At 61.4% G+C, this 13,190-nt stretch carries 11 protein-coding genes; 3 read left to right on the plus strand and 8 right to left on the minus strand.

The genetic code is table 11. The features are described from left to right. Positions 1 to 103: 103 nt before the first annotated feature. The 3 genes from argH to QZ634_RS17805 all read left to right on the plus strand — a co-directional run bounded on the left by argH (position 104) and on the right by QZ634_RS17805 (position 3,380). Positions 104 to 1,489: an argininosuccinate lyase gene (gene argH / locus QZ634_RS17795; protein ID WP_291990728.1), complete on the plus strand. Its 1,386-nt coding sequence runs from the start codon at positions 104 to 106 to the stop codon at positions 1,487 to 1,489. A gap of 24 nt (positions 1,490 to 1,513) precedes the next feature. Next, complete coding sequence (locus tag QZ634_RS17800; protein WP_291990731.1) at positions 1,514 to 2,800, plus strand: serine/threonine-protein kinase; 1,287 nt, start codon at positions 1,514 to 1,516, stop codon at positions 2,798 to 2,800. A 214-nt stretch (positions 2,801 to 3,014) separates the two neighbouring features. After that, a complete protein-coding gene (locus QZ634_RS17805) occupies positions 3,015 to 3,380 on the plus strand; it encodes a carboxymuconolactone decarboxylase family protein (RefSeq protein WP_291990733.1) in 366 nt (121 codons plus the stop codon). Between the two features lie 59 nt (positions 3,381 to 3,439). On the opposite strand, the gene grxD is transcribed toward QZ634_RS17805, so the two are convergent. From grxD to pbpG, 8 genes are all read right to left on the minus strand, one after another. Continuing rightward, positions 3,440 to 3,763, minus strand: a complete 324-nt coding sequence (gene grxD, locus QZ634_RS17810) for a Grx4 family monothiol glutaredoxin (RefSeq protein WP_291990735.1) — start codon at positions 3,761 to 3,763, stop codon at positions 3,440 to 3,442. A 74-nt stretch (positions 3,764 to 3,837) separates the two neighbouring features. Continuing rightward, the gene (gene prmC, locus QZ634_RS17815; RefSeq protein ID WP_291990737.1) at positions 3,838 to 4,668 is read right to left on the minus strand and encodes a peptide chain release factor N(5)-glutamine methyltransferase; all 831 of its coding nucleotides are present in this window, start codon (positions 4,666 to 4,668) and stop codon (positions 3,838 to 3,840) included. A gap of 73 nt (positions 4,669 to 4,741) precedes the next feature. Continuing rightward, on the minus strand, positions 4,742 to 5,824 hold the full coding sequence (gene prfA / locus QZ634_RS17820) for a peptide chain release factor 1 (RefSeq protein WP_291990739.1): 1,083 nt from the start codon (positions 5,822 to 5,824) through the stop codon (positions 4,742 to 4,744). Between the two features lie 71 nt (positions 5,825 to 5,895). After that, complete coding sequence (gene hemA / locus QZ634_RS17825) at positions 5,896 to 7,158, minus strand: glutamyl-tRNA reductase (protein WP_291990741.1); 1,263 nt, start codon at positions 7,156 to 7,158, stop codon at positions 5,896 to 5,898. Between the two features lie 110 nt (positions 7,159 to 7,268). Continuing rightward, positions 7,269 to 10,055, minus strand: coding sequence for an EAL domain-containing protein (locus tag QZ634_RS17830; RefSeq protein WP_291990743.1), 2,787 nt, complete (start codon positions 10,053 to 10,055; stop codon positions 7,269 to 7,271). Between the two features lie 81 nt (positions 10,056 to 10,136). Beyond that, positions 10,137 to 11,348 carry a hypothetical protein gene (locus tag QZ634_RS17835; RefSeq protein WP_291990745.1) on the minus strand — a complete coding sequence of 404 codons (1,212 nt, stop codon included), beginning with the start codon at positions 11,346 to 11,348 and terminating at the stop codon, positions 10,137 to 10,139. Further along, positions 11,323 to 11,793 carry a hypothetical protein gene (locus QZ634_RS17840; RefSeq protein WP_291990747.1) on the minus strand — a complete coding sequence of 157 codons (471 nt, stop codon included), beginning with the start codon at positions 11,791 to 11,793 and terminating at the stop codon, positions 11,323 to 11,325. The genes QZ634_RS17835 and QZ634_RS17840 overlap by 26 nt, the downstream gene beginning before the upstream one ends. Positions 11,794 to 12,060: 267 nt before the next feature. Next, positions 12,061 to 13,182 (minus strand): D-alanyl-D-alanine endopeptidase, encoded by a 1,122-nt coding sequence (gene pbpG, locus QZ634_RS17845; protein WP_291990749.1) that lies wholly within the window; start codon positions 13,180 to 13,182, stop codon positions 12,061 to 12,063. Between the last annotated feature and the right edge of the window lie 8 nt (positions 13,183 to 13,190).

Genomic DNA, 13,190 nt, shown 5'->3' on the forward strand with positions numbered 1-13,190 from the left:
CGGTAGCGGCTGGCCGGCCAGGTTTTGCTTTATACTTGCCATTACTCGAATTGGCGCCTGTCCAAGGTTCTACGAGTGATTCTAGCCCAGGAACCCGTCCCCCATGAGCCAATCGGATTCTTCCCAATACACTTGGGCCGGCCGCTTTTCCGAGCCAATGTCCGACCTCGTCAAACGCTATACCGCCTCGGTAGACTTTGATCGCCGGATGTGGCGACAGGATATTCGCGCCTCGCTAGCGCACGCGACCATGCTCGCCAAGCAGGAAATCATCAGCGTCGCTGACCTCGCCGATATCGAACGTGGCATGGCGCAGGTGGTCGGCGAGATCGAGGACGGCACCTTTGTCTGGACGCTCGACCTCGAGGATGTCCACCTGAACATCGAGAAGCGCCTGACCACCCTCGTTGGCGACGCCGGCAAGCGCCTGCATACCGGGCGCTCGCGAAACGACCAGGTAGCGACCGACATTCGCCTGTATCTGCGCGACGCGATTGACGACCTGCTTCCGCTGCTGCGTCAGTTCCAGACCAGTCTGCTCAACCTGGCTGAAAAGGAAGCCGCCACGCCGCTGCCCGGCTTCACCCATCTCCAGGTCGCCCAACCCGTCACTTTCGGCCATCACCTGCTCGCCTATTTCGAGATGATGCAGCGTGATGCCGAACGCCTTGCCGAGTGCCGGCGCCGCACCAACCGTCTGCCACTGGGTGCGGCGGCGCTGGCCGGCACCACCTACCCGATCGACCGCCATTACGTTGCCGAGCTGCTGGGCTTCGAGGGGGTTTGCGAAAACTCGCTCGACGCAGTTTCTGATCGCGACTTCGCGATCGAATTCTGCGCCGTCTGCGCCATGCTGATGATGCACCTGTCGCGCCTATCGGAAGAGCTGGTGCTGTGGATGAATCCGTGCTTCGGCTTCATCAGGATCGCCGACCGCTTCTGTACGGGTAGTTCGATCATGCCGCAGAAGAAAAACCCCGACGTCCCGGAACTGGCACGAGGCAAGACCGCCCGCGTGTACGGCGACCTGACGGCCTTGCTGACGCTGATGAAAGGCCAACCGCTGGCTTACAACAAGGACAACCAGGAAGACAAGGAGCCGCTGTTTGACGCCATCGATACGGTAAGCGACACGCTGCGCATCTTCGCCGAAATGATTGCCGGCATCACCGTCAATCGCGAAAGGATGTACAGCGCCCTGGCCGAAGGTTTCGCCACCGCGACCGACCTGGCGGATTATCTGACCCGCAAGGGGCTGCCTTTTCGCGACGCACACGAAGCCGTCGGACTGGCCGTGCGTCGAGCGGAAGAACTTGGCGTCGACCTGGCACAACTCCCGCTCGCCGAACTGCAACGCTTCTCACCGCTGCTTGGCAACGATGTCTTTGCGGTGCTTACCGTCGACGGCTCGCTGGCCGCCCGCAGGCACATCGGCGGTACCGCGCCGGAGCAGGTCCTGGCCGCAGTTTCCCGCGCCCGTCACGGCTAGGCCCCCACCGCAGGCATCCGGGCAGTGGAAAAGATCGGCAAATACGAACTGCGCCGCGAAATCGGCCATGGAGCAACGTCTACCGTCTACCTGGGCAGCGACGCGTTCACCCAGCGCGAAGTGGCGGTCAAGGTAGCGTTTCCCGGCATCCTGAAAGACCCGAAGCGGGGCAGACTCTACACTCACCTCTTCCTCAACGAAGCGGCACTGATCGGCAAGCTGTCGCACCCGCACATCGTCCAGATCTACGACGCGGTCGTAGACGACCACCTCTGCTACATCGTCATGGAATACGTTGCCGGCGGCACGCTGGAAACGGTCTGCACGCCCGACCGACGGTTATCGATCGAACGCATCGTTGAGATCGTTTTCAAGTGCACACGGGCGCTCGACTTCGCCTTCCGGGCAGGCATCATCCACCGCGACATCAAGCCGGCAAACATCCTGTTCACCGGCACCGACCCCAGCGAAGGCGACATCAAGATCTCGGATTTCGGCGCGGCGATCATCGGCTCACCCGATCACACCCTGGTGCAGGGAATCGGATCCCCCGCCTACATGTCGCCGCAACAGGTCAAGGAACAGGTCCTCGATCAGCAGACCGACATCTACTCACTGGGCGTCGTCATGTATCAGTTGCTGACCGGTCAGTTGCCTTTTCAGGCGCGCAACAGTTACGACATGGTTTACCAAATCATCAACGCTGAACCACGCCGGCCTTCGACGCTGCGCCGAGAGATCCCCGCAGCGCTCGACGCCATCGTCGCGCGTGCAATGAGCAAGCGACTCGAGACTCGCTACGCCACCTGGCGGGAGTTCGCCCAGGATCTGGCACAAGCCTTTCGTGAGGGGCAACCGAAAGCGTCCTCCCACGAGATGGCCGATCTCGAAAAGTTCGACACGCTGCGTGGCTTCCCATTCTTTGCGGACTTTTCCGACGTCGAGATATGGGAGATCATGGGCTTCTCGCAGTGGAGCCGCGCTTCACCCGGAACGTTGATCATTCGCGACGGCGACCTCGGTGACTTCTTCTGCTTCCTCGCCGAAGGCGAATTGAAGGTGCTCAAGAATGGCCTGCTCCTGGACATGCTGACATCCGGTGATTGCTTCGGTGAAATGGCCGTCATCGGCAAGTCGACCTGCAAACGCAGCGCCGACATCGTGGCGGTGACCGAAGCCAAGCTGGTACGAATAGCCGTCTGCTCGTTGCGTTCTGCTTCGGACGCTTGCCGAGGGCACTTCTACCAGTCATTTCTGGCGGTCCTCAGCGAGCGCTTGACATCAGCCAACACGCGCCTGGTAACCTTCTGACAGTATCCACGGCGACCGCACATCAGAGAGCAGAGTGCATCCGGCGCCACCCCGTCCCCCACAAGCCCGGCCGTCGTCCATCATTCACCAGTCGCTCGTCCATTGGCGCTGCGCAGACCCCGAATCGCGCAAGGTTTCCAGCCTGGAGACGGGTTGCCTGAAGACGCTCCGTCGCAGTATATTAGTGCTTTCTGATTAATGGAGCATGACGCAGATGAGCAAGTCATTTGGCACGATCACCCACGATGTTTCGAAGGCACTCGGAACCCTGCGCCACGAAATTCCCGAGACGATTCAGGGCTTCAATGCGCTGGCCAAAGCGGCCCTCGCGCCAGGCGTGCTGTCGGCGCTGGATAAGGAACTGATCGCCCTGGCGATCGGCGTCTCCAGCCGCTGCGACGCCTGCATCGGGTTTCATGTGAAAGCGCTGATTCGCCTGGGTGTCAGTCGTGCACAGCTGATGGAAACACTTGCCGTCTGCACCTACATGGGTGGTGGCCCGACACTGATGTATGCCGCCGAGGCGGTCAGGGCGTACGAGGAATTGAGCGTCGGCAAGGCGACGCCGGCCAGCGCTTGAGAAAAGGCCCGCGCAGCGAGACGCACTGCGAGGGCCCGGCCGCAGAAGCACTTTGGCGATCAGAGCGGATCGACCAGGCCTTCAAGAAGTTTCTGCAACTCGCCGTCCTCGTACATCTCGCGCATGATGTCGCAGCCGCCGACAAACTCGCCGCGCACGTAAAGCTGAGGAATCGTTGGCCAGTTGGCGTAGGACTTGATACCGCTACGGATCTCGGGGTTCTCGAGTACGTTCACGCTCAGGAAGCTCGACACTCCGCAGGCCTTGAGGATTTGCACCGTTACCGACGAGAACCCACATTGTGGCGCCTGCGGCGTCCCCTTCATGTAGAGGACCACGGGGTTGCCTGTTACCTGCTCTTTGATCAATTGCTGCGCATCCATCGTAAAACCTCTTAGTGACCACTCGTTATGAAAAACAATCAACAGAACAGTTTACCGGCTCGCGGCGTCCAGCGTCAATCGAGTCGCCCCCCACTGACGCGTTCAATTCCCGCCAAGTCACACCACGAGCCGAGCTCGACAAACCTTTGCTGGCCCAACAATTGCCGCACCGCAGCGGCCTGATCGTATCCGTGCTCGACCAGCAAGCAGCCAGCCGGCCTCAGATGCCTCACGGCGCCGCGGATGATCTCGCGAAGGCAGGCCAGACCGTCACCGCCGACCACGCCATCGGTCAGCGCGATGCGTGGTTCATGAGGCAAACCATCTCCCTGCAGGTGCGGGTCCGCGTGCGCCACATAAGGCGGGTTGGCGACGATCAGATCGAAGCGGATTTCGCCAAGCGGCGTGTACCAGTGACCGGCAAGAAAGCTCACTTCTACTGCGTGCCGTACCGCATTGCCGCTGGCTACGGCAAGAGCAGCCGGCGAAAGATCAACCGCCGTAACCAACGCCCCCGGGCATAACCGCGCCAGGGTCACCGCCAGAACACCGGACCCGGTCCCGAGATCCAGTATCTGAGCGCAGGGCAACGAGCGAACACGTTCGATCGCCAGGTCGACCAGTAGTTCCGTCTCCGGACGCGGAATCAGCACCGCCGGCGTCACGACAAACTCCCGGCCATAAAATTCTGCGCTGCCCAGAAGATAGGCCAGCGGCTCGCCGGACGCGCGCCGGCTGACCAGTGCATCGAGCCGGCACAGCTGATCTGCCGAGAGTGTGCGTGTCGGGTGCGCAATCAGGTCGGCATGCGTACAGGTGGCCACCTGCTCGACAAGCAGGCGCGCATCAAGGCGATCGATGCGCCGGCTCGCCGAGCGCCATGCAGCATGCAGCGTCATCGTCATTCGGATAGGCGCTCAGCCAAAGCGCAGAGCAGCGTCGGGAGTGATCTCCGCCATTCGTTGCGGGCAGTTCGCATCACTCGCTGTCGGCAAGCATCGCCAGCTGATCGGCTTGGTGTTCGGCGGCAAGCGCAGCCAGCAATTCGTCCAGGTCGCCGTCCATGATCGCTTCGATCTTGTACAGGGTCAGATTGATGCGGTGGTCGGTAACTCGACCCTGCGGGAAATTGTAGGTTCGAATTCGCTCCGAGCGGTCGCCACTGCCAATCAGGTCCCGCCGCGTCGATGCGATGTTCGCGTGCTGCTCGCGCTCCTGCCCGTCCCTGATGCGCGCCGCCAGGACCGACAGGGCCTGTGCCTTGTTCTTGTGTTGCGAACGATCATCCTGGCATTCGACGACGATCCCCGTCGGCAGATGGGTAATCCGTACCGCCGAATCCGTCTTGTTGATGTGCTGTCCGCCCGCACCGGAAGCGCGGTAGGTGTCAACGCGAATCTCGGCCGGGTTGATCTGCACCTCCTCCAGCGCGTCGGCCTCCGGCATCACCGCCACCGTGCACGCCGAGGTGTGGATCCGACCCTGCGTTTCCGTGTCGGGAACGCGTTGCACGCGATGGGCCCCTGACTCGAACTTCAGTCGCGAGTAGACGCCGTTGCCGATGACTCGCGCAATCACCTCACGGTAGCCGCCGAGGTCCGAAACGCTGGCCGAAATGACTTCGACCTGCCACCGCTGGCGTTCAGCGAAGCGGGTATACATGCGAAAGAGATTGCCGGCAAAAAGCGCCGATTCCTCACCGCCGGTGCCGGCGCGCACCTCGAGAAAAACGTTGCGATCGTCGTTGGCATCCTTTGGCAGCAGCATTTTCTGCAGATCCTTCTCGATCTGCGGCAAGCGCTCCCTGACGGCGACCACTTCCGCTGCCGCCAACTCCTTCATCTCCGGATCGGCGAGCATCTCGAGCGCCGACGACAGCTCGGCCTCGGCATGTCGCCAGGTCTGGTAAAGAGCGACCACCGGGCCAAGTTCGGCGTACTCGCACGACAACTTGCGGAACTCGTCCATGTCCTGCGTTGCTTCGCTGCTGGCCAACATGCGGCCGACTTCGTCGAGGCGACCGGTCAGCTGTTCAAGTTTGTCGCAAATGCTCTGGTTCATGGGGAAGTCGCTTAAAGCGCGCCGAGCTGCGAAAAATGATGCACCCGCCTGGCGTCGGTTGCCGGAGGGGGCTACTCGCCGAAGCGGGAATCCGGATGGAGGTGGAACAAGCGTCCGACCAGCGTCTGCAACTCGTCCTGGTCTGCACCGGCCTGGTTCAATGCTTGCGTCGGCGCATGCAGAAACTTGTTGGTCAGGCGATGCGAGAAGCGCTCGAGGACGCGGGCCGGGTCTTCACCTTTGGCCAGCAGCTTCAGCGCGTGCTCCATCTCGTGGCGACGCGCACGGTCGGCAGCATCGCGCAGTGACCGAATGAGCGGCACTGTACCACGCGTGGCAAGCCAGCGCAGGAAGCCCTCGACACGTTCGCTGATGATCGACTCCGCGTCCACCACCGCGGCCTGACGCGACTCGAGACCCGATTCAACGACCTGCGCCAGGTCGTCGACGGTGTACAGGAAAACGTCGTCCATTTCGCCGACCTCGACCTCGATATCGCGAGGAACGGCCAGGTCGACCATGAACATCGGGCGATGGCGGCGAACCTTGATCGCCCGCTCGACCATCCCTAGTCCGAGGATCGGCAGCGGGCTGGCGGTGCATGAGACGACAATGTCGAACTGCGACAAGCGCTCGCCGAGATCCTCAAGCCTGATCGCCGTTCCTCCCAGCCGATCGGCCAGCACCAGGCCGCGTTCAACCGTGCGGTTGGCGATGACCACCTGTTTCGGATGCTGCGCCGCAAAATGCGTGGCGCACAGCTCGATCATTTCACCAGCGCCGATAAAGAGGATCTTCTGCTCGGCGATACGTTCGAAAATTCGCTCCGCCAGGCGCACGGCGGCGGCGGCCATGGAGACCACATTGGCCCCAATCGCCGTCGTCGACCGCACCTCCTTGGCCACTGCAAAGGAGTGCTGGAAGAGCTTGTGCAGTGTCGTGCCAAGAGTTCCGGCCTCCTCGGCAACACGTACCGCCTCCTTCATCTGACCGAGAATCTGCGGCTCGCCGAGAACCATCGAATCCAGCCCGCTGGCGACTCGAAAGGCATGCCGTACGGCGTCGCGCTCGGGATAGGTGTAGAGGTAGGGAACAATTTCATGACGCGCCAGGCGATGGTAGTCGGCAAGCCACTGGGTCGCGACATCGAGTGCATCGGTAGCGAAGTAGAGCTCGGTGCGGTTGCAGGTCGACAAGATCGCCGCCTCGTGGACCGGTTTGCAGTGGGCCAGGTCAGCCAGGGCATGCGGCAGGCTTTCGGCATGAAACGCCAGCTGCTCGCGAACCGAGAGTGGTGCTGTGTGGTGGTTGATACCAATGGTGAACAGCGCCATGCTTGGGGGACGGTAGGCAGAGGGGTGGCAAGTCAGCAGGCGATTATAGCACCGCCGCCGAAAGCCTCCCCGCGCACGCAAGCGTGCTCAATCCGGCCGAAGCCCGCGGCTCAGACAATCTCCGGGCCGGGCTTGCCGATGAAGTAGCCCTGCGCGTAATCGACACCAAAGGCGCGCAACATGTTCAGCGCCCGTTCGTCTTCCACGAACTCGGCCACCGTCTTCTTGCCAAAGCCACGCGCCACCTCGGCGAGCGCGCGTACGAAGACCTGATCATCCGGGCTGTCGACCAGGGTGCGGACAAACGATCCGTCGATCTTGACGTAGTCGACAGGCAACTGCTTGACGTAGTTGAACGAAGAAAAGCCGACGCCAAAGTCGTCGAGCGAAAACGCGCAACCGAGTTCCCGTACGGCGTTCATGAACGCTCGGGCCTTGGAAAAATCCGACACGGCCGCGGTCTCGGTAATCTCAAAGATGACATGGCTCGGCAACATCGCGCCACGCGCGAGTTCATCTCGAATGAATGAAAGCAGGCGCGGATCATTGATGCTGACGCCCGACAGGTTGATCGAGAATTTGTAGTACTTTCCGGCAGCAAACAGGGCCAGCATCTTGCCAAAGACGTCATGGATCACATAGCGATCGATCTCGCGTATCAGGCCACTGTTCTCGGCCACTTCCATGAACGCACCGGGCGGGATCGGCGAGCCATCTTCTCCCCGCATGCGTACCAGGGCCTCGTAATGACTGACCTGCCGAGCGCGAATATCCAGGATCGGCTGGTAGTACACGATGAAACCGCTGTCGCCCAGTGAGCGATTGATCATCTCCTCCCAGTACAGGCGACTCTGCATCTTCTCCTGCACACCCTCACCCTCTGAATAGAGGTGCCAGCCGGCGCCGCCTTTCGACTTGGCCTGATACATGGCGATGTCGGCATTGGCGAGAAGCTGCTTGACGTCCATCATGGCCTCGGAAAAAACGACGATCCCGATGCTGGCAGAGACACGATGGTTCGCTCCCAAGCCCGGGAACTTGATCTCGGCAAGTTGCCTGTTGATTTTCTCGGCCACCTGGATGGCACCGTCGCGATCACATTCGTGCAGCAAGATGCCCAGTTCATCACCACCCAGGCGGCCCAACAGATCGCTGCCGCGCGCCACACTGCCGACTTCATCGGCGACCACCCGCAGGAGGGCATCACCTGCCTGGTGCCCGTTCAGATCGTTGACGTATTTGAACCCGTCGAGGTCGAGATAAAGCAGTGCTCCGTCATGCGAGGAACGGCGGGCGCTGGCCAGCGCCTGATCGAGTTCATGCTGGAAATGCTGTCGATTCACCAGACCCGTGAGCGGATCGTGCTCGGCCAGATAGCTGACATGCGACTCGGCGCGCTTGCGTTCCGTGTGGTCGATGCCCACCGAGAGAATCATCACTGCATCGCGAGACCCGGAAAGCCGGGAGTGGTTCCAGGTAATCTCATACAACTGGCCGTTGGCGCTCGCCATAATCGATTCCAGTTGCACGTGTTGACGTTCGCCGGCAGCAATTTCCCGCACTGCCTGCTGAATCAACAGTTCCGAAGATCCGTCCGGACAGACCAGTTCGGAAAAGTGCTTGCCCGGCAAATCCTCCTCCGCCCAACCCGAGAGCAACTGCCCGTAGCGATTCAGGGTAAGAATCTGGCCGTTGGCAGCCTGGGTCAGAATGATCACTTGCGCGGTATCGAGCAGGTTCCTGCTGAAATCGCGCTCGACCGAAATCCGCTGCAACATTCCCTGCATCTCTGCAGAATGGGCCGCGACGTCGCTCTCCAAAATTTCCAGCCGATGCGACAGGGCAACCGCCGCCTCGTCCAGGCTGTCGATTTCGTCATCGACCAGTCGCCGAGTGCGCGGCGCGATCCTCGCCCGTGCCTCGGCGAAGGCGCTGCGCCCGAGCAGAGGAATGGCACGCACTGCCTGTGTCATACGTTGCAAGGGCGCGTGCACCAGCAGCGCCAGCAATAGTAGCGAGAACAGCGAAGCCAGCAATTCGCCCTGCAGGCGACTCCAGACCGATTTTCGAATATCGGCCAGCGCCTGGGTGAGATCGTCGACGACGACCAGCACGGCCTCCGCCTGTCCCTCAACGCCGGGATCGAGCGCCAGAAACGACAACTCGAACTGCCGGCCATCGTACGCGAGCAGACGCCAGGCGCGCTCAGCACGCAGCGGCGGAAGGGCCGTCAACTGCTGCAGCAGGGGCAGGGTGCGCTCCATATTGCTCAAACCGATGACCTGCAGACCCAAGGCAGGCAGCGCGTTCCTGCCAACCGGGTCGGCGGCTGGAACGAGAACGCCGAGATCAGCACCGGACAAGCGGTGGAACGAGACCACCACGTCGGCCAGAGAACTGCCCAGGACCACCGCTCCGGCAACGCGACCAGCCGAGAGGATCGGCGCCGCGGCGAACTGCGTGCACACCTGCTCGCAGCGCGTCCAGTGCATCGCTCGTTCCTGCCCGATGACGGCGCGAACCTCCGCGTCCGGCTCCACCGCAGCGAGTGCATGGGTGCGCCAGGTGGCCAAGGGCGGACCGCTTTGCGCGTAGACCTGCAGCGAATCCAGCCCCAGGTCGAGTTGCAGGACCGACCAGTAGCTGTCGAAGTGCTGTCGCAGCAGGGCATTGCCTGCCTGCGTCTGGAAAAGGCCGACGCCGACCGAGTCCAGAGCGGCCAGCATGCCGGCCAGCGCCTGCAAACGGAGCCCGAAGTCGGTGCGCAGAGCAAGTGCCTGGCCCACCAGACGCTCTCTGGTCGCCGTCCGCTGCACTTCGAAGCGCGTCGTCAGGTCATGGAAGTGCAGCCACGACAGCGCCCCGTTGACCGATAGCATCACTCCGCCAAGAGTCAACAGGATTTTCCACCTCAGACTGAGGAAACGGGCAGCGCTACGCGCTTTCGCCGGAGGCGAACTGGCCAACATTTGCAGAGACTAGAAACGGAACGAACCGAGGAGCATGAAGCTGTCCCAGTAACGATGAAGATCCTGCGGGTTAGGATTGTCCTGGACCGCCAGAAAACCTGTTCCATCAACCTGATGCACCTCCGCGCGGAGCATGAACTGCGGAGTGACGTCGAAACGAACGCCGGCTGTCCAGTCTTTGGCATAGCGCGTAAAGCCGGGCATACGGGTGGCTGCGGCAAAGTCCTCGCCATTACGATCACCCTTGTCCGCATAGTACACGTCGTAACGCAGAAGCGCTTCCCACTTTGGTGCCAGGCGGTAGGTGGCCTGCAGATAGTAACTCTCGCCAAGCGCATCGCCGTTGTAGAAGAAGGGGCCGAAATCCTTCACCGAGATACGACGACTGGCGTACTCACCCGTCAGGCTCCAGTTCTCGGCGTTGTACTGGGCCGAGAAGATCAGGGGCGTAAGCTTGAAACGGCCAGCACCAAGGCGGTCAGCGTAGCCTGGCTTGTAACGCAGGTCGACCTGCAGGGCGGTGAACCCGAGCCGGTACTTGCCGCCCTGGCCTTCGTAAAGCACCTGAAAATCCGGAGCCAGCTTCGCATCCAGATGACCTGGTGGATTCAGACCGACCAAGGCCACCGTCGCCGACTCGCTGTTCGTCTGCGGCTGGCCAAGCGCGAAACTGGCGGAAAGCGAACCAGCCTCGTCGTAGCGTTCCAGGTAGATCTCCGCACCATCGGCAGAAACCGTCAAGTTACGCGTTCGATCGAAGTAGATCGATTGCGGCAGGATAATGCTCGGTCGGGTAAATGGAACATCGCGCGTCTTGTTGTACAAACCGTAGGCGGTCTTGATCCGCCCTACCCGCACGCCGCTCCGCCCCTCCTCACTCGATGCCGTAGTCCAGTCAAGCAGACCGTAATCGAGGCGCACCTGGCCATCATCGGTGCCACCCGCTCGATGCGAAAGCAGCTGGCCAGACAGTTGAACGTCTGGTGTCAGTCGCCACGAAGCGTTCACCCCGACCTCGCTGAATTCATTGCTGATCTGGTCATCACTCGGCCCGAAAAAGTTGTTGTCCGAGGTGTTCACCAGGGTCAGTGAAAAGAAGCCATGCAACTGCAGATCGCCGTCCAGGAAATCGACGGCCCGCGCCCGTGTCGCCGATAGCGACAGCACCGCTATCGCGGCAATGCCCAAGAGGGACCTAGCGAACTTTGAGTACACGTACATTCTGATCAACCTCGCTCGCCTTGACGTAACCCATTGCGCCAGGCGTGGACGCCACCCGAGAGAGCATCTCCTTGGTTGAACCGACCTGTTCGGGGTACTGTCCCTGACCCGAAAACACCTGTCGGTCCCATGCCATTCGCAATTGGTGGGGAAACACCTGCAGCACGCTCTTGCTGAAAGTGGCGTGCTCGGGGGCGTCATCGCGCAGAACGAAAACCTTCACCGGCGTGTTGCTCGGCCATTTCTGCAGAAGCATGCCAAAGATGGCGCGCAAGGATGCTCGCGGGATGGCTTCTTCGCTGGTCGCCTGGTGAGCGATGACCACCATCACTGGCTCGACTGGCTGCGCCTGCGCTCTGGCGGCCAGCAAGGCGACCGCCAGCACGCAAAGCAACTGTGCCCAGCGAATCCAACTCACGAATTTAATGATAAGAGTCTTTTCCATCACGGCGCATCCTACCAGACAAGATGCGCAAGAATTCGCGCTTCAGCGAACGTGAGGAGAGCGATTCCACGTACGGCAGTCAGGGCCCGCAATTCATTCAGACTCCTCCGTCACCGCCTGCCAGCCAGCCGGGAAACTGCGCGACCGCTGCCCTGAATGCGCGTTCCTCCAGGCCGGGCCGGGCATGATCGCAGAACGACGACGAATCGCTCGGTAGCGGAAAAAAAAAGCCACGGCATGCCGTGGCTTTCGTCCGCTGCTGCAGGGTCACGCGGGCGTTGCTTTGCCTGATGCTGATGCGCTTTCCATCCAACGCTTGATGCGATTTGCATCACCGATACGCGTTTGCTTGCCAGATGAGTCAAGCAGCACGATCACCACCGGTCGGTCGGCGACACGCGCCTGCATAACCAGGCATTTTCCTGCTTCCTGAATGTAGCCGGTCTTCGACAGACCAATTTCCCAGGTCGGGCTCTTGACCAATTGATTGGTATTGCGATACTCGAGGTCGCGCCCCTTCACTTCCGCGGTGGCGCCCGGGGTCGTCGAAAACTCGCGAATTAGTGGGTAGCGATAGGCGGCAGCGACCATTCTCGCCAGGTCGTGTGCGGTGGACACGTTATTGCTGGTCAGGCCGGTCGGATCCTCGAAATGCGTCCTGCTCATTCCCAGCGCTGCAGCCTTGCGATTCATTGCCGCCACGAAGGCCGACAAGCCCCCGGGATAGTGACGACCGAGGGCGTTTGCTGCACGATTCTCGGAGGACATCAGCGCCAGCAAGAGGGCCATTTCACGGGTGAGCACAGCGCCCACCTGCAAGCGAGAACGACTCCCCTTCAGGTAGTCGACATCCTCGTCGGTAATGGTAATCGGCGCTTGCAGGTTAGGCATCGAGTCAAGCACCACCATGGCCGTCATTACCTTGGTGATCGACGCGATGGGAACGACAATCCTGGCGTTCTTCTCGTAGAGAGCCTCACCCCCGTCCTGTGCGATCACCAGTGCCGAACCCGAGCGGACCGCCAGGTGCTCCTGGCCATGCCACAGGTCAACGGCGCTGGCCATCGACGGGTCGACAGTCCTCTGCTTCTTAGCTGTGCGCGAAGCACTGCTTTTTCCAATCGGCGCCGCCGTACTGGCCTTGGCGACACGGGTGGATTTGGCCTTCGACACCCGCGGCACTGCCTTGCCTTGCTGCGCAACTTTCTTGCTCGACGCCTTCTTGCTGACCGGTGCCGCTTTCGCTTTTTCCGCTGTCCGGGCTTTGCTCTTCTGCGCTTCGCTCTTGCTGCCGGCCTTGTCGGCCGCGTGCACGGCGTCCATCGAGGCCAGACCGGTACCCACTACCAGGGCCCCCCACAGCACTACTGCTCTCAGCATCATCCGCATCGCAAGCC

Source organism: Candidatus Accumulibacter sp. ACC007 (genome assembly GCF_907163205.1).
In the GTDB taxonomy this organism is placed as follows: Bacteria; Pseudomonadota; Gammaproteobacteria; order Burkholderiales; family Rhodocyclaceae; genus Accumulibacter; species Accumulibacter regalis.